Here is a 20,768-nt window from a genome sequence, read left to right as displayed (position 1 = left end):
CCGGATGGCTCATCACGGGGCCATCGCCCGAGTGCGGACAGCCGCGACGGTGATGACGCTGTCGCTGCTGGCCGGCATCGGTCTCTCGGCGTGTGCGGGCGGATCGGCCGATGAGATCGACTACGCCGTCGACGGCACGCTGACCACCTACAACACCAACACCGTGGCGGGTGCGGCCTCGGGCGGGCCACAGGCGTTCGCACGGGCGCTGACCGGTTTCACCTATCACGGGCCCGACGGCCAGGTCGTTGCCGATCACGACTTCGGCTCGGTGTCGGTGGTGGGACGGGCGCCGCTCGTGCTCGACTACGTGATCAGCGACAAGGCGGTCTACTCGGACGGCAAGCCGATCACGTGTGACGACCTCGTGCTGGCGTGGGCCGCGCAGTCGGGCCGGTTCCCCGGATTCGATGCGGCCAGTCGGGCCGGCTACCGCGACATCGGTTCGGTGGACTGTGCGCCGGGCCAGAAGCGTGCCAGGGTGTCGTTCGCCCAGGACCGCGGGTTCCTCGACTACGGCCATCTGTTCTCGGCGACGTCGCTCATGCCGTCGCACGTCATCGCCGACGAACTCGGCGTCGGGGACGGTGGCGTGACGACCGCGCTGCAGACCTCTGATCTGGTCGCGATCGAGCGCATCGCGCAAGCCTGGAACACCACCTGGGATCTGAAGCCCGATCTCGACCTGAAGCGGTTCCCCTCGTCCGGTCCGTACCGGCTGGACTCGGTTTCCGAGGACGGCTCGGTCGTGCTGGTGGCCAACGACAAGTGGTGGGGCACCCCGCCCGTCACCAACAAGATCACCGTGTGGCCGCGCGGCGCCGACATCCAGGAACGCGTGAACGAAGGGGCGTTCGACGTCGTCGACATCGCGACCGGCTCGTCCGGTCTGCTCAACCTGCCCGACGACTACGTGAGCACCGACACCCCGTCGGCCGGCATCGAACAACTCATCTTCGCGCCCGGCGGTCCGCTCGGTGCGACGCCCGCGCGGCGTGCCGTCGCATTGTGCACCCCGCGCGACGTGATCGCCCGCAACGCCGAGATGCCGATCGCCAACGCTCGCCTGAGCCCGGCCGTCGAGGACGCGTTCAGCGCGGCCGAGGGAGTCGCCGAAGCCGGCCAGTTCAGCGTCGCGAACCCCCAGGCGGCCCGCGAGGCGATCGACAACCGGCCGCTGACGGTTCGCATCGGGTATCAGACACCCAACGCGCGACTGGCCGCCACGGTCGGGGCGATCGCGAAATCCTGTGCCGCGGCGGGTATCACCGTGCAGGACGCCGGGTCTGAGACGGCGGGCCCGGTGGCATTGCGCAACAACGAGATCGATGCGCTGCTGGCCAGCACGGGCGGCGCCGCGGGCAGCGGATCCTCGGGTTCGTCGGCGATCGACGCCTACACACTGCACTTCGGCAACGGCAACAACCTGCCCGCGTACAACAACGAGCGCATCGACGGCATCATCGACGCGCAGGCTGTGACGTCGGATCCGAAGGAGCTCGCGCGGCTGGTCGGGGAGGGCGCACCGATCCTCTGGTCCGACGTCCCGACCCTGCCGCTGTACCGCCAGCAGCGCACCGTGCTGACATCGACGAAGATGTACGCCGTGAGCAGCAATCCGACCCGATGGGGTGCCGGCTGGAACATGGACCGCTGGAAGTTGTCGCGATGAGCCTGGACGAGGGAAGACTCGCGGAAGTCTCGAAGCTGATCGCGTCGATGACCCGGGAGGTCGCCGACTTCCCCGAACCCGGTGTTCAGTTCAAGGACCTGACCCCGCTGCTCGCCAGTGCGGACGGATTGCGGGCGGTCACCGATGCGCTCGCGGCCACCGCCAACGGCGCCGACCTGGTGGCCGGGCTGGATGCGCGCGGCTTCCTGCTGGGGGCGGCGGTCGCGACGCGGCTCGGCACCGGTGTGCTCGCGGTCCGCAAAGGCGGCAAGCTGCCGCCACCGGTGCACAGTGCGACGTACCAGCTCGAGTACGGCAAGGCCACGCTGGAGATCCCCGCCGAGGGAATTGACATCACCGGCCGCAACGTTGTGATCATCGACGATGTCCTGGCCACCGGCGGCACCTTGGCGGCGGCGGCGCGCCTGCTCACCGATGGCGGTGCGAACGTGACGAATGCGGCGGTGGTGCTCGAGCTGACCGCTCTGGGCGGTCGGGAGGCAGTGGCACCCCTCGCAGTTAGCAGCTTGCACACGGTGTGAGGGATATCCTCGAAATCTCAGGTGAACAGTAGGAGGTGACGACGATGGCCGACGACCCCGGTACCGGCCAGGCCGTGCAGTCTCCTCCCGCGCTGCCCGAGATCATGCCGCCCGACACGGCCAAGACCAGCGCCTCGCGCCGGGTACGGGCCCGGCTGGCCCGCCGGATGACGGCTCAGCGCAGCGCGGTCAACCCGGTGCTCGAACCGCTCGTCGCGGTGCACCGCGAGATCTACCCGAAGGCTGACCTGCAGCTGTTGCAGCGTGCGTACGACGTCGCCGAGCAACGGCACGCCGACCAGCTCCGCAAGTCGGGCGACCCCTACATCACCCATCCGCTGGCGGTGGCCAACATCCTGGCCGAGCTCGGGATGGACACCACCACACTGGTGGCCGCGCTGCTGCACGACACCGTCGAGGACACCGGCTACACCCTCGAAGCGCTGACCGCCGAGTTCGGCGCCGAGGTGGGACATCTGGTCGACGGTGTCACCAAGCTCGACAAGGTCGTGCTGGGCTCGGCTGCCGAGGGCGAGACCATCCGGAAGATGATCATCGCGATGGCCCGCGACCCGCGGGTGCTGGTGATCAAGGTCGCCGACCGGCTGCACAACATGCGCACGATGCGGTTCCTGCCGCCCGAGAAGCAGGCGCGCAAGGCTCGCGAGACGCTGGAAGTCATTGCGCCCCTTGCTCATCGGCTGGGCATGGCCACCGTCAAGTGGGAGCTGGAGGATCTGTCGTTCGCGATCCTGCATCCCAAGAAGTACGAGGAAATCGTGCGGTTGGTCGCCGACCGGGCGCCTTCGCGCGATACCTACCTGGCCAAGGTGCGAGCCGAGATCGGCGTCGCGCTGTCGGCCATGAAGATCAACGCCGTGGTGGAGGGCCGTCCGAAGCACTACTGGTCGATCTATCAGAAGATGATCGTCAAGGGCCGGGATTTCGACGACATCCACGATCTGGTCGGCGTGCGCATCCTGTGTGACGAGATCCGCGACTGTTATGCCGCGGTGGGCGTGGTGCATTCGCTGTGGCAGCCGATGGCCGGTCGGTTCAAGGACTATATCGCCCAACCGCGCTACGGCGTGTACCAGTCGCTGCACACCACCGTCGTCGGCCCCGAGGGCAAGCCGCTCGAAGTGCAGATCCGCACGCGCGACATGCACCGCACGGCCGAGTACGGCATCGCCGCGCACTGGCGCTACAAGGAAGCCAAGGGCCGCAACGGCGTTCCGCACAGCCACGCCGCTGCCGAGATCGACGACATGGCCTGGATGCGCCAGCTTCTCGACTGGCAGCGGGAGGCCGCCGACCCGGGTGAGTTCCTGGAGTCACTGCGCTACGACCTCGCGGTGCAGGAGATCTTCGTGTTCACCCCGAAGGGTGATGTCATCACCCTGCCGACCGGCTCCACCCCGGTCGATTTCGCCTATGCCGTGCACACCGAGGTCGGCCACCGCTGCATCGGAGCACGCGTCAACGGCCGGCTCGTCGCGTTGGAACGCAAACTCGAAAACGGCGAAGTGGTCGAGGTTTTCACGTCCAAGGCGCCGAACGCCGGGCCGTCGCGCGACTGGCAGACCTTCGTCGTGTCGCCGCGGGCGAAGGCCAAGATCCGGCAGTGGTTCGCGAAGGAACGTCGCGAGGAGGCCCTGGAGTCCGGCAAGGACGCCATTGCCCGCGAGGTCCGTCGTGGCGGACTTCCGTTGCAGCGCTTGATGAATGCCGAGACCATGGGCGCCCTCGCCCGTGAACTGCGCTACACCGACGTGTCGGCGCTCTACACCGCGGTCGGTGAAGGCCACGTCTCGGCACGGCATGTCGTGCAGCGGCTGCTCGCTCAGTTCGGCGGTGACGAGGCCGCCGAGGACGAGCTCGCCGAGCGGTCCACGCCGGCCACCATGCCGGTGCGCCAGCGCAGCACCGACGACACCGGCGTCGCGGTGCCCGGTGCACCCGGCACCCTGACCAAACTGGCCAAGTGCTGCACCCCCGTCCCGGGCGACACCATCATGGGCTTCGTCACGCGCGGCGGCGGAGTCAGCGTGCACCGCACCGACTGCACGAACGCCGAATCCCTGCAGCAGCAGTCCGAACGCATCATCGAGGTCGAGTGGGCGCCGTCGCCGTCGTCGGTGTTCCTGGTCGCGATCCAGGTGGAGGCGCTCGACCGGCACCGGCTCCTGTCGGACGTGACGCGGGTGCTGGCCGACGAGAAGGTCAACATCCTGTCGGCGTCGGTCACCACGTCCAATGACCGCGTGGCCATCAGCCGGTTCACGTTCGAGATGGGCGATCCCAAACACCTCGGGCATCTGCTGAGCGTCGTCCGCAACGTCGAAGGCGTCTACGACGTGTACCGCGTGACGAGCGCGGCCTGAGCCTCCTCCGCGCGGTTAGCCCCGCTCCAGGACAGCCCGTAGGAACGTCCGCGTCCGCTCGTGCTCGGGCTCGGTGAACAACTTCTCGGGCGGGGCGTCCTCGACGATGCGGCCGCCGTCGAACATCAACACGCGGTCGGACACCTCGCGGGCGAAGTCCATTTCGTGCGTGACACACAGGAACGTGATGTCGGTGCTCTCGGCGATGTCCTTGAGCAACGAGAGGACGCCCGCGACGAGCTCCGGATCGAGCGCCGAGGTCACCTCGTCGAGCAGCAGCACGTCGGGTTTCATCGCCAGCGCCCGCGCGATCGCGACGCGTTGTTGCTGCCCGCCGGAGAGTTCCGACGGATGCGCTTCGGCCTTCTCCGGCATGCCGACGAGCTCGAGCAGGCGCTGTGCCCGGTCCTCGGCCTCGTCGCGGGGAAGGTTGAGGGTGTGGATCGGTGCCTCGGTGATGTTGTGCAGCACCGACATGTTGGGGAACAGATTGAACTGCTGGAAGACCATGCCGATCCGCTTGCGCAACTGGCGTTGATGATTGTCGTCGGCAGGCACCTCGCGACCGCGTCGGATCATGTGGCTCAGGCATTCGCCATCGACGTAGATCCGGCCCTCGGTCACCTGCTCCAAGGTCATCAGCAGTCGCAGGATCGTGGTCTTGCCCGAACCGCTCGGCCCGATCAGGGTGACGAACTCGCCTGGCCGCACCGAGAAGTCGAGGCCGTCCAGCACCACGTGGTCGCCGAATCGCTTGACGACGCCGGCGAATCGGACCATCTCAGCTGCTGTATCGGACACGCCTCTCCAACCATCGAACGAGTAGGGATGCTGAGTAGCTCAGCACCAGGAACAGGACACCGGCGATCGTCATCGGTTCGACGTACCGAAACGCTTGTGAGCCGGCCTGATTGGCCACTCCGACGACGTCGAGCACACCGATCGTCAGGAGCAGCGGGGTCTCCTTGAGCATGGAGATCGTGTAATTGCCGAGCGCGGGCAACACCCGGGGAATCGCCTGCGGCAGGATCACCGCCGTCCACGTCCGCCGTGTCGGCAGGCTGAGCGCGGTCGCGGCTTCCCACTGTCCGACGGGGACGGCCTCGATGCCGGCCCGGTACACCTCGGCGGTATAGGTCGAGTAGTGCAGGCCGATCGCGATGATCCCGGTGGTCAGCGGGTCGAACTTGAGGCCGAAACTGGGCAGGACGAAAAAGAAGAAGAATATCTGCACCAGCAGCGGTGTGCTCCGGACGAATTCGATGAACGCCCAGACCGTCGTACTGACCACGCGATTGCCTACCCGGCGCAACAATGCCAGCACGAGGCCCAGCGCATACGCCAGCACCGAACCGAACACCGTGGCGATCAAGGTGATTCGCAGGCCGTCGACGACGATGGTCGGCAGCACCTCCCAGGCGTAGTCCCAATCCCAGACCATCAGCCCACCCGCCCCGCACCGGCGGGCACACTTCCGCGACCGAACCGGGTCAGCACACCGCGCCGCGGCGGCGGTTGCCTGCCGACCATTTTGGCGGCCTTGCGTTCGAGCACGCGCATGACGAAGGTGATCGCCACCGCGAGCGCCAGATAGAACAACAGCACGATCGTCCAGATGACGGCCGCGTCGGAGATGTAGTTGTTGACCAGCACTTCGCGGGCCTGGTAGGTCATCTCGTGCACGGTGATCATCGTCAGGAGCGAACTGCTCTTGAGCAATTGGATGAACAGGTTGTTGAAGGGCGGAACCATCTCGACGAGGGCCTGCGGCAAGATCACTCGCCGCATCCGTTGTGCGGGTGTGAAATTCAGTGCGACACACCCTTCGTACTGAGCGCGGGGCACGGCCTGGATCGCGCCGCGGACGATTTCGGCTCCGTAGGCCCCGTGGTTGAGCCCGAGCACGACGATGCCGGCGGCAATCGGAACGATCTGATAGCCCACGAGGACCGGGAGCACGAAGTAGATCCACAGCAGCTGGACGACTTCGGATGTGCCCCGCCAGATCTCGACGTAGATGCGGGCGAGCGTGCGCACGATGCGCGATTTCGACAGCATGGCCAGGCCGGCGAGGAACGACAGCACGGCGGCGATGACGATGCCGCCGAGCGTTGCCTCCACCGTCAGCAGCAGGCCCTGGGCGATGGTGTCGACGAAGAAACCGACGTTGTCGAACATCAGGCCGGCCTCAGGCGGCCGCGCAGAGCTTCTCGGTGGTCACATCCTCAGGCACTTGGTTGTCGGCGGTGAAGCCGAACGGGGCGACGATGTCCAGCCAGGCGCCGCTGTCCTGAAGCTTCTTCAGTTCGGTGTTGAACTGCTCGACCAGTTCGTCGTCGCCTTTACGGAACACGAACCCACCGGCCTGGATCTGCTCCTCGCCGTCGACAACCGGGACAAAACCCTTGGTGACCTCCAGCGGGGCGCCGGGATTGTCGGCGAGCATCCGGCGCAGCGAGATATCGGTCAGCGCACCGCAGTAGGCCCGCTGGTCACGCAACGCCTGGAACATCTCGGGTTGACCCCGATAGGACTGAATGTTTCCCGGCGGGATACCCAGATCCTTGGCGACGGCCTCCTCGACGGTGCCCGACAGCACTGCCAGCGCCACGCCCTGGGCCTTGACGTCGTCGAAATTGTTGATTCGCTGCGGGTTTCCGCGTGGCACGAGCAGTGCCGTCGGCGTCACGTAATCGACCGCCGAGAACTGGGCGTTCTGGCAGCGGTCGGGCAGGATCGCCATCCCGGCGGCCACCATGTCGTATTGGCTGGCGTTCAGTGCGGGGATGAGTTGGCCGAACTCGATCTGGGTGGCATCGACCCGATCGATTCCCATCGCCTTGAAGACCGCCTTGGCGACCTCGGGCGCCTCGCCGGTCACCGTGCCGTTCTGGGTGTACCCGTAGGGAACCTCACCGGCGATGCCGATCTTGATGGCCCCGGCATCCTTGATCCGCTGCAATGTGCCGCCATCACCCGCCTGTGGCACCTTCGAACAACTTGCCAGCAGCGCGGGCGCCCCCAGTGCGAACGCGCCGGCCGCGCCGCCCGCGCGCAAGAAATCTCGTCGTGTCCAGCTCATGCTCAGTCCTTGTCGTATCCACACGTTCACACTCGTATCGACCACAGTTCGATCTGAACGTATGCAAATCGTGCGGGCAGGTCAAAACCCCGCGCGGTTCTGGACGCGAACAGGTGGGCCGGACCGGTGCCGGAGCAAATACACCGCCGCGCCGAGCACCAGGATCGCCAAGGCGATGCCCGCCGCGATCACCGCCGCCCGTACGCTCGTCAAAAACATTGTGGGAGGCAGGGTTTCGGGTGCCGAGGATTCGTAGGTGAGCGTTACCGGCAATGAGCCCGACGTCAACAGACTGGCCACTTCGCGTGCCGAATCGGCGTCGAAGTTGCCGGTGATCTGTGTACGTCCGCCCGGTATCGCTTCCATGATCTCGGGTGCGCTGACGACTCGCGTGTCGAGGGTGAACGCGGTCTGGGTGCCGACGTTGGCGGCGGTGAACTCGGCCCAGTCGCGGGCGGCCGACTCGTCGAACTCCACGTCGACGACGTATTCGCCGCTCGCCGAATCGCGATCGGATTCGGCATGACGGATCTGGTCACCGCCCAGCACCGACTTGTCGAGCAGGTACACCGTCCTGCCGTCCGCCGAGCAGGTGACCAGCGGCAGGTTCGGGTCGTCGTGGCCGGCCAGCACATCGTCCTCGGCGCAGCGGGTGGACTGAAACTGCAGGGAGAGGATCTGGATGCTCTCGTCGGTACTCTGCCGGAGTTGCTTCTCGTCGGCGATCTTCTGTGCGTTGCCGGGCGCGGGTGGTGTGGTTGCAGGCGCAGGCGTTTTCGGATCTTCGACCGCCATCGCGTGGATGACGGGCCGCACGAAGAGCTGCCCGGTCGCGAAGACGTCCCGGATGTCGTCGGTGTTCAGGTCCCGACCCGGCACCGTGACCTCGACGCTCTCGCCGGACGCTGCGGTCCGGGCGCCCGACATGCCGAGCGTGTTGAGCCGTTCCTCGACGATCTGCGGCACGCGCGCGATGGCGTCGGGGGAGGGCGGCCCACCGTCTTGCGTCTGCATCGCGAAGGTCAGCCGGGTCCCTTCGCGTGCCTCCCAGACACCCTTCGTCAAAAACACCACCAGCAGGTACCCGAGCACGAGCACCATGAGCACGAGCACCACGACGGCCCGCGCCGGGCCGCTGGCGGGCGCGGGACCGCTGGGTGCTGTGCGACGCACAGTCCAACCCTATGCCGACGTCGAGGCCGGGATCAGTCCAACAGGGCTGAGGTGATGGTCACCGGCGTCGCGGGCTTGCCGTCGTCGCCTCCGCCCTCGATGCCGCCCGCCGCGATCCGGTCCACCGTGGCCAGGCCGGTCTCGTCGACCGTGCCGAACACCGTGTACGTCGGCGGCAGCAGCGAATCCTCGTACACCACGAAGAACTGACTGCCGTTGGTGCCGGTGCCCGCGTTCGCCGACGCCACCGTGCCACGCGGATACACCACGGGTGTGCGCAACGCGGGGTCGGAGAGCCGGTACTGGTTCGTCGGGTATTCGTTGGGGAACTGGTAGCCCGGCCCACCCATACCGGTGCCCGACGGATCACCGCACTGCAGCACCGACAGCTCACCGGCCGTGAGCCGGTGACAGGGGGTGTCGTCGAAGAAGCCCTGCTGCGCGAGGCTCGCGAAATTGTTGACCGTGCACGGCGCCTGACCGTTGGCCAGATCGATGCCGATGTTGCCGCGGTCGGTGGTGATGCTGGCGGTGACGATGGCCGGCTCGGTTGGCACGGTGCCGGTACGCGGCGGCGTGGCGGGCTTCACCGCAGGTTCGGTGGTCGCCGGGTATTGGCAGTTGGCGCCGAGGTTGGGTGGCGGATCGAACGCCGGGAGTGCGTTACCCGGCGACGCGCTGCGCGTGCCCTCCCGGGGCAGATTGTCGGCGGTCTGCACCAGCGCCACGGCGAAAATCACCATGAGCACCACCAACAGGATGGACAGCGCCGTCAGCGCATAGCCGACAACGAGTCCCGCGATCGCCATGCCGCGGCCCTGCTCGCCGTTGCGCTTGATCTGCGACAGCGAGATGTGCCCGAAGACAATGCCCAAGGGCGCGAACAGGAATGCGCACACCAGCGACGCGATGGCCATGCTGTTGGTGCGCGGCGGCGGATACCCGACCGGATAACCGGGATGGCCCGGTGGGTATCCGCCGTACGGTGGCGGCGCTGACAAGGTGATCGATCAGTCCAGCGCGACGGACTTCAGCTGAACATCGAGCGCCGGTTTGCCGTCCGGTCCGCCGCCTTCGACCCCCGCCGCGGCGATCTTGTCGAGCGTGGCCAGGCCGGTGTCGTCGATCTTGCCGAACGCGGTGTAGCCGGGCGGCAGCTGCGAATCCTTGTATACGAGGAAGAACTGGCTGCCGTTGGTACCCGGGCCGGCGTTGGCCATGGCCACGGTGCCGCGCGGATACACGACCGGCTGCTGCAGCGCGGGGTTGTCCGGCTGGTACTGGTTCGTCGGGTACTCGTTGGCGAACTGGTATCCCGGTCCGCCGGTGCCGGTGCCCGTCGGATCGCCGCACTGCAGCACCGAGAGCCCGCCGGTGGTCAGGCGGTGGCACGGGGTGTCGTTGAAATAGTTCTGTCCGGCCAGGCTCGCGAAGCTGTTCACCGTGCACGGCGCCTTGGCGTTGTCGAGCTGCAGGCCGATGTTGCCCTGCGTGGTGACCACGCTGACGCTCACGTTCGCCGGGTCGGTGGGGACCTTGCCGGTGCGCGGGGGATTAACCTGCTTGCTGGCTTCCCCGGCGGCCGGGTACTGGCAGTTGGCGCCGAGGTCGGCCGGGGCCACGAACGCGGGCAGCTGGCCGTCGGCGGCCGGCTGTGCCGGAGCGTCGGCGGGCGTCGTGGTGGCAGCGGACGCGGTGGTGCTGTTGGAATCCTTGCTGGTGATCACGAACGTGGCCACGACGGCGCCGATGACCACGACGGCGGCCACGGCAGAGCCGACGATCGTGTAGATGCGTCGTTTGCGTTCCTGGGCTGCGCGACGCTCCAGCTGGCGTTCCAGCTTGCGCTTGGCCGTCGCACGCCGTTGTTCGTTGGTCGGCACTGCGGCAGTCCTCTCCCTCGTGTGCATGTCATGGGTAATTCGAGTCGGCAACGAGTGTGCCAGGCGATGCTGAGCAAAGCCCTAACGACCCGCATGAACATCCGGCGCGAAGTTTGGCCATGGGAAACTGGCACTGTGTTGATCACCGGATTTCCGGCCGGGATGCTGGCGTGCAACTGCTACGTCCTGGCCGAGCGTCCCGGAGCCGACGCGATCATCGTCGACCCCGGTCAGCGGGCCATGGGCCCGTTGCGCCGCATCCTCGACGAGAACCGCCTCACTCCGGCCGCGGTCCTGCTCACCCACGGGCACGTCGATCACATCTGGTCCGCGCAGAAGGTGGCCGACACCTACGGCTGCCCGGCGTACATCCACCCCGAGGACCGGTTCATGCTGACCGATCCCATCAAGGGGTTCGGGCCGCGGCTGGCCCAGCTCGCGTTCGGAGTCCTGTTCTCCGAACCCAAGCAGCTGGTCGAGCTGGACCGGGACGGCGCCTCGGTCGAACTCGGGGGCATCACCGTCGCCGTCGACCACACGCCGGGGCACACTCGCGGGTCGGTCATCTTTCGCGTCGCCGGCGGGCAGGAGCGCGGCGACCGGGGCTTTGGCACCGCAGGCCCGTCGGACGTCGTGTTCACGGGCGATACGCTGTTCCGGTCCTCGGTGGGACGCACCGATCTGCCCGGCGGCAGCGGACGTGACCTGCTCGGGTCGATCGTGACAAAACTGTTGGTGCTCGACGACGACACCGTGGTACTACCGGGACACGGTCCGCGCTCGACGATCGGGCACGAACGCCGCACCAACCCATTTCTCGAAGGTTTGACTCTGTGACTGAAGGTTCTTCGTCGGTGCCGTTCCAGGCGCCCAAGGGTGTTCCCGACTACCTGCCGCCGGAGTCGGCGCAGTTCGTCGCGGTCCGAGACGGTCTGCTGGCCTCGGCCCGCCGCGCGGGGTACGGCGACATCGAGCTGCCGATCTTCGAGGACACCGCCCTGTTCGCCCGTGGCGTCGGCGAGTCGACCGATGTGGTCTCCAAAGAGATGTACACCTTCGCCGACCGCGGCGACCGGTCGGTGACGCTGCGGCCCGAGGGAACCGCGGGCGTCATCCGCGCAGTCATCCAGCACCGCCTCGACCGCGGGGCACTTCCGGTCAAGCTCTGCTACTCCGGGCCGTTCTTCCGGTACGAGCGGCCTCAGGCCGGTCGCTACCGTCAGTTGCAGCAGGTCGGTGTCGAGGCGATCGGCGTCGACGATCCCGCACTCGACGCCGAGGTGATCGCCGTCGCCGACGCCGGATTCCGCTCGCTCGGCCTCGACGGCTTCCGCCTGGAGCTCACGTCACTGGGCGATGACACGTGCCGGCCGGCCTATCGGGAACTGCTGCAGGAGTTCCTGTTCAAACTCGACCTCGACGAGGAGACCCGGCGGCGCGCCGAGATCAACCCACTGCGCGTGCTCGACGACAAACGGCCACACATCCGCGAGATGACCGCCGACGCGCCGCTGATGCTCGACCACCTGTCGGATTCGGCCAAACAGCACTTCGCGACCGTGCAGGCCCACCTCGACGCGCTCGGCGTGCCGTACGTGATCAATCCGCGGATGGTGCGCGGGCTCGACTACTACACCAAGACGACGTTCGAGTTCGTGCACGACGGTTTGGGTGCGCAGTCGGGCATCGGCGGCGGCGGCCGCTACGACGGGCTCATGCGTCAACTCGGCGGCCAGGACGTGTCGGGCATCGGCTTCGGCCTCGGCGTCGACCGGACGCTCCTCGCACTGCAGGCCGAGGGTAAGACCGCCGCGGGCGTCGGCGGGGTGGAGGTGTTCGGGGTCCCCCTCGGCGACGCCGCCAAGCTCGAACTGGCCAAGCTCGCTGCTGCCCTGCGGGCCGGCGGGGTGCGGGTCGATCTCGCCTACGGCGACCGCGGCCTCAAGGGCGCGATGAAAGCCGCCGACCGGTCGGGCGCCAAGTATGCGCTCGTCGCCGGCGACCGCGACATCGGGGCAGGCACCGTCGGCCTCAAAGACCTGTCGACCGGCGACCAGGTCGACGTCGCCGCCGATTCCGTTGTCGCCGAGGTCCTTTCCCGCCTGTCCCGCTAGCCCGGGATCACCCCGCACCGCGAGCGACCGTGTCTGTACGCCGACACGCCGTGATCGGCGTACATCCACGGTCGCTCGCGCGGGTCGTGCGCCTAGAGTGAAGCGACTCGACTGCGGAGGTGCCATGTCATTGATCGCGCTCGAAGAACACTTCGCCTGGGATCCGGCCAGCGCGGGCAACGTCGTCGGGACCTGGCTGCGCTCCAACAACCCGGTGGCTTACGAGCGGCTGTACGACCGGTCGACATTGCGCCTCGAGCAGATGGACGCCGCCGGGATCGACTTCCAGATCCTGTCGCTGTTCGACCCGGGAGTGCAGGACGAGACCGACGTCGCACGCGCAATTGACCTGGCCCGCCGCGCCAACGACGACCTCGCCGAGACCGTGCGCGAAAACCCGCACCGATTCAGCGGTTTCGCGACACTCGCGACCCAGGATCCGGCGGCCGCTGCGGCCGAACTCGAGCGCGCCGTCACCGACCTCGGCCTTCTGGGTGCATTGATCAACGGCCACTGCCGGGGACGCTATCTCGACGATCCCGCGTACGAGGCACTCTTCGCGCGTGCGCAGGAACTGGGTGTGCCGATCTATCTGCATCCCACGACGCCGCATCCCGCCGTGATGGATGCGTGGTTCGCCCCGTACGTCGACGACGGCCTGCACCTGGCCTCGTGGGGCTTCGCCGCGGAGACAGGCACGCACGTGTTGCGGCTCATCTACTCCGGGCTGTTCGACAAGTTCCCCGGCCTGCAGATGATCATCGGCCACCTCGGCGAGATGCTGCCGTTCGCGGCCTACCGCGTCGACCGGTACTACGGGCTCGGCGGGGACGGCGGATCGAAGCAGCGGCTGCGACGGCTGCCGTCGGAGTATCTGCGCAGCAATTTCCACGTCACCACGAGCGGCAATTTCTGCCCGACGGCCTTCCGGTGCACGCTCGATGTCATGGGCATCGATCGGGTGATGTTCTCGGTGGACTATCCGATGGATGACAACATGGACGGCGCCCGCTTCCTGGCGGACTACCCGATGGATGACGCTTCACGCCGAAAAGTCAGTAGTGAGAACGCGATACGTCTCTTCGGCGGCCGGTTGCCCGCACATCTGGGCACCTAGAGCTCGAACACCTGGCCGTCGCGGGCGACGGTGACCTTGCCGGAGTAGTTCTTGGCGATGGCATCGAGCCATTGGGAGTCGGGCAAGTCGGTGGGCGAGTAGTGGCTCAGCACAACATGTTTGGCATTGGCCGCCGCGGCGACCTCGCCGACCTGCTCGGCCGAGGTGTGCGAGCTCTTCAAATAGTTCGGCGGAAACCTGTTGTGGTAGTAGGCGTCATCGAGACTGTATTGCGCCTCGTGCACCAGGATGTCGGTGTCCTTGGCGAGAGTGATCAGATTCTCCGACTTCGTGGTGTCACCCGAGAACGTGATGGACCTACCGGATTTCAGGTCGAAGCGGAAACCGAAGGCCGGGTAGACGTCATAGTGGGACACCAAAGTCGCTGTCACGGTGACGTTGTCGTCCGACATCACCGGGAACGGCGCGGTTTTCGGTGACCTGTTGCGGTAGTCCGAACCCGGCGGCACCGTGATCTCGACGACCTCGATCAGGTCTTGGATGTCATCGATTCCCATGTCGCGGATGAAGATGTTGCTCGTGTAGGCGTATGCCTGCAGCAGTGCCTTGCTGGTGGCGGCCAGCCCGGGTGCGGGGTTGCCCGGTTCGATCGTCGCCGGGTCGTGGTCGCCGACCTGGCTCGGTGGCAAGCCACCGGCCGGGCCGGGACCGTAGACGGTGACCGGCGCCTTTCCGAGTGCCGCCGTGTAACCGCCGGAGAGAAAGAAGCTGTAGTAGTCGACGATGTGGTCGGTGTGCAGGTGGGTGATGAACATGCTCTTCAGATCGTTGAACGTGAAGCCCGCGTCGGCGAACGCGTTCATCGAGCCCAACCCGCAATCGATTTGATAGACGTCACCGCCGATTTTGATCGCTGACGAGATCCCGGTTTTGTTCGGGACCGGCGGCGGACCGGCCTGGACGCCAAGCGTGACCAAGGCATTCTCGGGCATCGTGGGGGCTGACTTCGGCGGTTCTGCCGAACTGCACGCCGATGTGCTGAGAATCGCGCCGCCGATCACCGCCGACATCGAGGCCGTCAATATGGAGCGTCGGGACAGTGAACCGGGACCTTGTGCGTCGTGACCACCGCAGGCGCATTCCACGCCCGTCAGGCTAACGGGTCTGGGCTTTGCTGGAGCGACTTCGCACGGGCTCGATCTCTACCGGCCGTGCACGACCGCGGTCAACACTTCGTCAAGGTTTCCGACGCCGCCACCGAACGGATTGCCGCGCTTGAGCACTCGCACACCCACCGGCGTCGCCGCGACCAGCTTGGGCGAGCTGGATGTCAATTGCATGTGCCGCTCGAAACGCACCTGATCCAGCGGCGCGATGATCTGGCCGGCGCCGTCGCGGTACACCCCTTGGGCTCGGTCGAACACCGCCACCGGGGTGAAGGTGCTGAGCGGAGCGAGCCGGCGGCGACGCAGCGCCCGGGCGGTGGCCACCAGACCCACACCGGCCAGCAGCCCGACGCCGAGCAGGACGGCGCCGGCGACAACCGATGACGCGGCCAACGATCCAGCCGCGGCCATGATCATCGACACCACGCCGAAGCCGCCGCACACGAGCGTCAATATCAACAGGACGAACGCGAAGATCTCCGACGGGCCGTTGCCGCGGTCGACGACAACGACGTTGGGCCCGTCCTCAGCGACGACCAGACCGCCGGTCTCGGCGAGGATTCGAGGCTCGCCCATGGTGTTCATGGCCGAAGTGTGCCCCTCGTGCGCTGCGAGCGTCCGTGAAATGCCGAGGATTTACGGCGTGTCGGCGTACAGACACGGTCGCTCGCGGTGCAAGGGGTGCAGCACGGGAAGCGGAACTAGATGGCCATGGCGGCGCGGACGTCGGCCTCGGAGGCCGAGCCGCCAGTGCCGCTGGATGTGATGCGGCCAGACTCGAGGATGTAGTACCGCTGCGAGGATTCCAGCGCGAAGCCGATGTGCTGTTCGACCAGCAGAACCCCGAGATCACCGCGGGCGGTCAGCGCCGTGATGGCCTGCTCGATCTCGGCGACGACCGACGGCTGGATGCCCTCGGTCGGCTCGTCGAGGATGAGTGTCTTGGGGCTGGTGATGAGTGCCCGGGCGATCGCCAACTGCTGGCGCTGACCACCGGACAGCAGACCGGCCCGCCGGGTCAGCAACTCTTTGAGCGCCGGGAACAGATCGAGCTGCTCATCGATGAGAGCCTTGCCGTTCTTGCGGCCATCGGCGACCACTTGCAGGTTCTCGGCGGTGGTCAGTTGCCCGAACGACTGCTGGCCCTGGGGGACATAGGCCAGGCCGCGCGCGACGCGTGCGCTCGGCCGGAGCTTGGTGATGTCCTCACCTTCGAAAAGGACCTTGCCCGCAGTGCATTTGAGCAGCCCGACGGCAGCGCGCAACAGTGTGGTCTTGCCGGCACCGTTGTGCCCCATCACCGCGGCGACACCGTCGGACGGCACCTCGATGCTGGCGCCGTGGATGACCTCGGAGCGGCCGTAACCGGTTCGGACGTCGACGAGTTCGAGCATCAGGCAATTCCTTCCACGCCCGCGGCGGCCGTGCCCAGATAGACCTCTTGCACTTTCGGGTTGGCCTGGACTTCGGCCACCGAACCTTCCGCGATGACCTGTCCGCGGGCCAGCACGGTCACCGAGGTCGCGAATGCACGCATGAAGTCCATGTCGTGTTCGACGACGACGACCGTGCGTTCGGCGCCGATGCGGCGCAACAGGTTTCCGGTTTCCTCACGTTCTTCGGTGCTCATGCCGGCGACGGGCTCGTCGAGCAGCAGCACGTCGGCGTTCTGGACCAGCAGCATGCCGATCTCCAGCCATTGCTTCTGCCCATGGGCGAGAATCCCCGCCGGCTTGTCGGCCAGATGGGTCAACCCGATGGTGTGCAATGCCTGTTCGATCACCGGCAGCACGCCTTTGCGCTTGCGCATCAGCGTCCACACCGACCGGCCCGCACCCGCGGCGATGTCGAGGTTCTGCAGCACGGTCAGCTGCTCGAACACGCTCGCGGTCTGGAACGTGCGGCCAACCCCACGCCGGGCGATCTGGTGCACCTTCTTGCCGAGCAGTTCCACGCCCGACTTGTTCACCGAACCGAACGCCGGGACCAGGCCGGTGATCGCGTCGATCACCGTCGTCTTGCCCGCCCCGTTGGGTCCGATCAGGAATCGAAGGTCGCCCTGGAACAGGGTGAGGTCGACGTCGCTGACGGCTTTGAATCCGTCGAATTCGACTGTCAACCCGCGTACTTCGAGGTACTGGGTGCCCATGCCGACATTGCCGCCCTCGACGGGTTCCTTGCCCGCGGTGCTCGCTTCGACCTCGGTCATGAGCTGGCGCCCACCTTTTCTGTGTCAGGGTCCGAGTCGGGGACTTTGTCCGACGGCGCGTCGGCCTTGGCTCTGCGCCGACGTTTGAGCAGTACCCCGAGTCCGGCCAGTCCAGCCGGGAAGAACCCGACGACGACGATGAACAGCAGTCCCTGGGCATAGGTCCACTCGGACGGAAAGCGTTCGGAGAACAGTGTTTGCGCCCATGCCACACCGATCGCGCCGAGCACCGGACCGAGCAGCGTGGTACGGCCGCCGATCGCGACGCCGATCAGGAACGCGATCGACGGCACGATCCCCACCTGTGAGGGCGCGATGAAGCCGACGATGGGCGCGAACAGCGCACCGGCGATGCTCGCGAACAGCGCGGCCAGCGTGTAGGCGACGACCTTGATGTTGGCCGGGTCGTAGCCCAGGAATCGCACGCGTTCCTCACCGTCGCGCACCGCGACCAACAGTTCGCCGTAGCGGCTGTACATCAACTGTCGGACGACGGCGACCACGATCAGCAGGGTCGCGGCGGCGATGAAGTACAGCATCTGCTTGTTCACCGGGTCGTTGAGCGTGAAGCCGAAGAACGTGCGGAAGTTGGTGAGCCCGTTGCTGCCGCCGATGCTGGTCTGACCGACGAGCAGGATCGCCAGCGCCGCCGCGAGCGCCTGCGACAGGATCGCGAAGTAGGCACCCTTGACCCGTCGCTTGAACACCCCGAAGCCCAGCAGTGCGGCGATCCCGGCCGGGATCACCAGAATGGCCAACAGCGTGAAGGCGGGGGAGGCGAACGGCGTCCAGTAACCCGGCAGTTCGCGCACGCCGGCGATCTGCATGAAGTCCGGTACGCCGTCGCCGCGGATCTGCGCGTCGGCGATCTTGAGGTGCATGCCCATCATGTAGCCGCCGAGTCCGAAGAACACGCCCTGCCCGAGGACGAGCATTCCGCCACGGCCCCAAGCCAATCCGATACCGACCGCCACGATGGCAAAGCACAGGAACTTGCCGAGCAGGCTGAGGCGGAAATCCGAGAGCACCGCCGGCGCCACTCCGAAGAGCAGTACCGCTGCGACACCGAAACCCGCCCATGTTTGCCAGCGTCCAAGGATGGTCATACGAGACTCCTTGTCCGAACGGTGAACAACCCCTGCGGGCGCACCTGCAGGAAGATCACGATGATCACGAACACAATCACCTTGGCCAGCGACGCCGTGGTGCTGTATTCGATGAACGAGTTCAGGAAGCCGAGCGCGAGCGCCGCGATGACGGTGCCCTTGATCTGGCCGAGACCGCCGACGACCACCACCAGGAACGCGTCGATCAGGAAACTCTGCCCGATGGTCGGGCTCGTCGAGCCGATCAACGTCAACGCGACACCGGCCACGGCCGCGAGCCCCGACCCGATGAAGAACGTCGTGATGTCGGTCTTGCGCGACGAGATGCCGCTGGTCTCGGCGAGGTCGCGGTTCTGCACGACCGCCCGGATACGCCGGCCCATCGGGCTCGTCTTGAGCACCGTGGCCAGCACCGCGACGCACACGATGGCCAGGATCAGGATGAAGATGCGCGTCTTGGGTACGACGGCACCGAGGATCTCGACACCGCCCGACAGCCATGACGGGGCGACCACGTTGACTGCGGGGGCGCCGAAGATGTCGCGGGCGATCTGCTGCAGGATCAGGCCGACGCCGAAGGTCACGAGCAGGGTGTCCAGCGGCCGGTCATACATGCGCTGGATCAGCGTGACCTCCAGCAGTGCGCCCATCGCGCCGCCGACCACGAATCCGACGAGAAGCGAGATCAACAGCGATGCACCGGCATTGGAGATGATCTGCTGAACCACGTAGGCGGTGTAGCAACCGGCCATGATGAACTCACCGTGCGCCATGTTGATGACGCCCATCTGGCCGAAGGTCAAGGACAGGCCGAGCGCCGCCAGCAACAGGATCGAGCCGAGGCTCAATCCCGTTGCCAGCTGGCCGATCAGAATATCCATGGCCCGCTCAGCCGGACAGCCCGGCGGCCCACGGGTAGGACTTCAAGTACGGGTCCGGCTCGATCGGGCCCTTCGACTCCCAGATGGTGTAGATCAGGCCGTCCGGGCGGATCTCACCGATGCGGGCGGTCTTGGTGATGTGGTGGTTCTCGCCGTCGATGGTCACCTTGCCCTCGGGGGCGTCGAAGGTCACGCCGTCGGCGTTGTCCTGAATTGCCTTGACGTCGAACGACTGTGCCTTTTCGACGGTGTTCTTCCAGAGATAGACCGACACGTAGGCCGCTTCCATCGGGTCCGAGGTCGGCTTCTTGGGATCCTTGACGAAGTCCTTGTAGGCCTTGACGAATGCCTTGTTGACCGGGGTGTCGATGGTCTCGTAGTAGTTCCACGCCGTCAGCTGCCCGGTGATGTTCTGGACGCCGATGCCGCCGACCTCTTCCTCGGCGATCGACACCGACACCACCGGCATGTCCTGCGGGGTCAGGCCGACGTTTTTGTACTCGCGGAAGAACGCCACGTTGGAGTCACCGTTGAGGGTGTTGAACACCGCATCGGCGTTGGCGCCGCGCACCTTGTTGACGATCGTGGAGAAGTCCGTCGATCCCAGCGGGGTGTAGTCCTCGCCCTTGATCTCGATGCCGTTCGCCCCGGCGTACGCCTTGATGATGCGGTTGGCCGTCTGCGGGAACACGTAGTCGCTGCCGACCAGGTACAGCGACTTGACGCCCTTCTCCTTGAGGTAGTCGAGTGCGGGCACGATCTGCTGGTTGGTGGTGGCGCCGGTGTAGAAGATGTTCTTGCTCGATTCGAGGCCCTCGTACTGCACCGGGTAATACAGCAGGGAGTTGGCGCTTTCGAAGACCGGCAGCATGGCTTTGCGGCTCGACGACGTCCAGCCGCCGAACACCGCGGCGACGCAATCGCTGCTGATCAACTTCTCGGCCTTCTCGGCGAACACCGTGGGCTCCGACGCACCGTCCTCGCCGATGAGCTCGATCTGCTTGCCCAGCACACCGCCCTTGGCGTTGATCTCGTCGACAGCGAGTTTGATCGAGTCGCGGACCGTCACCTCGGAGATGGCCATCGTTCCCGACAGTGAGTTCAACGAGCCGACCTTGATCGTGGGCCCGGACGTGTCCACGCATGACTCAGCATTTGCTGCGTCGGTTTCGCTTGCCCTGCTTCCGCATCCGGCCAATAGCAGGCTGGCGACTGCGATCACGCTTCCGGTGGCTAACGCCGATCTGCGGAACGTGGCACGTGCTGGTACTCGCATGAACAACCTTTCCCAATGATTGCAGCGCTTTTCGGCCGATGCGATCGGCAGCGCCGCAGGAGGCTAAACACACTGTGCGGGTGTCGAATCGGGACGTTAGAGCGCCGGTGTTACTGAGAAATGTCTGTATGTGACGAACAAATTAACCTCTAGCTAGACGGGCGTTGGTTTGCCGTTTTCACGTAACTCCACGACGTCTTTC

At 66.3% G+C, this 20,768-nt stretch carries 21 protein-coding genes; 7 read left to right on the top strand and 14 right to left on the bottom strand.

The genetic code is table 11. The features are described from left to right. Nucleotides 1-4 precede the first annotated feature (4 nt). The 3 genes from ACOI2T_RS20425 to ACOI2T_RS20415 are packed head-to-tail and all read left to right on the top strand — an operon-like array spanning nt 5 to nt 4,598. On the top strand, nt 5-1,672 hold the full coding sequence (locus ACOI2T_RS20425; protein WP_409505654.1) for an ABC transporter substrate-binding protein: 1,668 nt from the start codon (nt 5-7) through the stop codon (nt 1,670-1,672). Beyond that, nucleotides 1,669-2,214 carry an adenine phosphoribosyltransferase gene (locus ACOI2T_RS20420; protein WP_085142242.1) on the top strand — a complete coding sequence of 182 codons (546 nt, stop codon included), beginning with the start codon at nt 1,669-1,671 and terminating at the stop codon, nt 2,212-2,214. Before ACOI2T_RS20425 ends, ACOI2T_RS20420 begins: the two co-directional genes overlap by 4 nt. A gap of 44 nt (nt 2,215-2,258) precedes the next feature. Next, nucleotides 2,259-4,598: a RelA/SpoT family protein gene (locus ACOI2T_RS20415; protein WP_409505655.1), complete on the top strand. Its 2,340-nt coding sequence runs from the start codon at nt 2,259-2,261 to the stop codon at nt 4,596-4,598. Between the two features lie 15 nt (nt 4,599-4,613). Here ACOI2T_RS20415 and ehuA read toward each other — a convergent pair whose 3' ends face one another. The 7 genes from ehuA to ACOI2T_RS20380 form a co-directional block, all read right to left on the bottom strand. Beyond that, complete coding sequence (gene ehuA / locus ACOI2T_RS20410) at nt 4,614-5,378, bottom strand: ectoine/hydroxyectoine ABC transporter ATP-binding protein EhuA (protein ID WP_409505700.1); 765 nt, start codon at nt 5,376-5,378, stop codon at nt 4,614-4,616. A gap of 1 nt (nt 5,379) precedes the next feature. After that, a complete protein-coding gene (gene ehuD / locus ACOI2T_RS20405) occupies nt 5,380-6,039 on the bottom strand; it encodes an ectoine/hydroxyectoine ABC transporter permease subunit EhuD (protein WP_067844989.1) in 660 nt (219 codons plus the stop codon). Continuing rightward, the gene (ehuC, locus tag ACOI2T_RS20400) at nt 6,039-6,776 is read right to left on the bottom strand and encodes an ectoine/hydroxyectoine ABC transporter permease subunit EhuC (RefSeq protein WP_409505656.1); all 738 of its coding nucleotides are present in this window, start codon (nt 6,774-6,776) and stop codon (nt 6,039-6,041) included. Before ehuC ends, ehuD begins: the two co-directional genes overlap by 1 nt. A 10-nt stretch (nt 6,777-6,786) precedes the next feature. After that, nucleotides 6,787-7,680 (bottom strand): ectoine/hydroxyectoine ABC transporter substrate-binding protein EhuB, encoded by an 894-nt coding sequence (ehuB, locus tag ACOI2T_RS20395; RefSeq protein ID WP_409505657.1) that lies wholly within the window; start codon nt 7,678-7,680, stop codon nt 6,787-6,789. An 81-nt stretch (nt 7,681-7,761) separates the two neighbouring features. Continuing rightward, on the bottom strand, nt 7,762-8,853 hold the full coding sequence (locus ACOI2T_RS20390; RefSeq protein ID WP_409505658.1) for a preprotein translocase subunit SecD: 1,092 nt from the start codon (nt 8,851-8,853) through the stop codon (nt 7,762-7,764). Nucleotides 8,854-8,885: 32 nt separating this feature from the next. Next, nucleotides 8,886-9,854, bottom strand: coding sequence for a peptidylprolyl isomerase (locus tag ACOI2T_RS20385; protein ID WP_409505659.1), 969 nt, complete (start codon nt 9,852-9,854; stop codon nt 8,886-8,888). Between the two features lie 9 nt (nt 9,855-9,863). After that, on the bottom strand, nt 9,864-10,736 hold the full coding sequence (locus ACOI2T_RS20380) for a peptidylprolyl isomerase (RefSeq protein WP_085142142.1): 873 nt from the start codon (nt 10,734-10,736) through the stop codon (nt 9,864-9,866). Between the two features lie 135 nt (nt 10,737-10,871). Between ACOI2T_RS20380 and ACOI2T_RS20375 the strand changes: the two genes are divergently transcribed. The 3 genes from ACOI2T_RS20375 to ACOI2T_RS20365 all read left to right on the top strand — a co-directional run bounded on the left by ACOI2T_RS20375 (nt 10,872) and on the right by ACOI2T_RS20365 (nt 13,967). Continuing rightward, nucleotides 10,872-11,573 (top strand): MBL fold metallo-hydrolase, encoded by a 702-nt coding sequence (locus ACOI2T_RS20375; protein ID WP_409505660.1) that lies wholly within the window; start codon nt 10,872-10,874, stop codon nt 11,571-11,573. Further along, nucleotides 11,570-12,850 (top strand): histidine--tRNA ligase, encoded by a 1,281-nt coding sequence (hisS, locus tag ACOI2T_RS20370; RefSeq protein ID WP_409505661.1) that lies wholly within the window; start codon nt 11,570-11,572, stop codon nt 12,848-12,850. The genes ACOI2T_RS20375 and hisS overlap by 4 nt, the downstream gene beginning before the upstream one ends. 124 nt (nt 12,851-12,974) lie before the next feature. Beyond that, nucleotides 12,975-13,967, top strand: coding sequence for an amidohydrolase family protein (locus tag ACOI2T_RS20365; protein WP_409505662.1), 993 nt, complete (start codon nt 12,975-12,977; stop codon nt 13,965-13,967). On the opposite strand, the gene ACOI2T_RS20360 is transcribed toward ACOI2T_RS20365, so the two are convergent. After that, nucleotides 13,964-14,920: an MBL fold metallo-hydrolase gene (locus tag ACOI2T_RS20360; protein WP_409505663.1), complete on the bottom strand. Its 957-nt coding sequence runs from the start codon at nt 14,918-14,920 to the stop codon at nt 13,964-13,966. The two genes, ACOI2T_RS20365 and ACOI2T_RS20360, sit on opposite strands and share 4 nt — an antisense overlap. On the opposite strand from ACOI2T_RS20360, the gene ACOI2T_RS20355 reads away from it, so the two are divergent. Further along, nucleotides 14,898-15,053: a hypothetical protein gene (locus ACOI2T_RS20355; protein ID WP_409505703.1), complete on the top strand. Its 156-nt coding sequence runs from the start codon at nt 14,898-14,900 to the stop codon at nt 15,051-15,053. The two genes, ACOI2T_RS20360 and ACOI2T_RS20355, sit on opposite strands and share 23 nt — an antisense overlap. A 77-nt stretch (nt 15,054-15,130) precedes the next feature. Here ACOI2T_RS20355 and ACOI2T_RS20350 read toward each other — a convergent pair whose 3' ends face one another. The 6 genes from ACOI2T_RS20350 to urtA all read right to left on the bottom strand — a co-directional run bounded on the left by ACOI2T_RS20350 (nt 15,131) and on the right by urtA (nt 20,566). Beyond that, a complete protein-coding gene (locus tag ACOI2T_RS20350) occupies nt 15,131-15,679 on the bottom strand; it encodes a hypothetical protein (protein ID WP_409505664.1) in 549 nt (182 codons plus the stop codon). A 116-nt stretch (nt 15,680-15,795) separates the two neighbouring features. Then, nucleotides 15,796-16,488 carry an urea ABC transporter ATP-binding subunit UrtE gene (urtE, locus tag ACOI2T_RS20345; RefSeq protein ID WP_067845002.1) on the bottom strand — a complete coding sequence of 231 codons (693 nt, stop codon included), beginning with the start codon at nt 16,486-16,488 and terminating at the stop codon, nt 15,796-15,798. Next, nucleotides 16,488-17,303, bottom strand: a complete 816-nt coding sequence (gene urtD / locus ACOI2T_RS20340; protein ID WP_409505665.1) for an urea ABC transporter ATP-binding protein UrtD — start codon at nt 17,301-17,303, stop codon at nt 16,488-16,490. The genes urtE and urtD overlap by 1 nt, the downstream gene beginning before the upstream one ends. Further along, entirely contained in the window at nt 17,300-18,409 is a 1,110-nt protein-coding gene (gene urtC / locus ACOI2T_RS20335) for an urea ABC transporter permease subunit UrtC (protein ID WP_409505666.1), read from the bottom strand. The genes urtD and urtC overlap by 4 nt, the downstream gene beginning before the upstream one ends. After that, on the bottom strand, nt 18,406-19,290 hold the full coding sequence (urtB, locus tag ACOI2T_RS20330; RefSeq protein ID WP_067845008.1) for an urea ABC transporter permease subunit UrtB: 885 nt from the start codon (nt 19,288-19,290) through the stop codon (nt 18,406-18,408). Before urtB ends, urtC begins: the two co-directional genes overlap by 4 nt. A 7-nt stretch (nt 19,291-19,297) precedes the next feature. After that, a complete protein-coding gene (gene urtA, locus ACOI2T_RS20325; RefSeq protein ID WP_409505667.1) occupies nt 19,298-20,566 on the bottom strand; it encodes an urea ABC transporter substrate-binding protein in 1,269 nt (422 codons plus the stop codon). Nucleotides 20,567-20,768: the final 202 nt, after the last annotated feature.

Origin of the sequence: Mycolicibacterium wolinskyi str. Jessa 2025 (assembly GCF_049241375.1) — a bacterium.
Taxonomy (GTDB): Bacteria; Actinomycetota; Actinomycetes; order Mycobacteriales; family Mycobacteriaceae; genus Mycobacterium; species Mycobacterium wolinskyi.
Note: the sequence above shows the minus strand (reverse complement) of the source record. Positions and strands in the feature narration are given on the sequence as shown.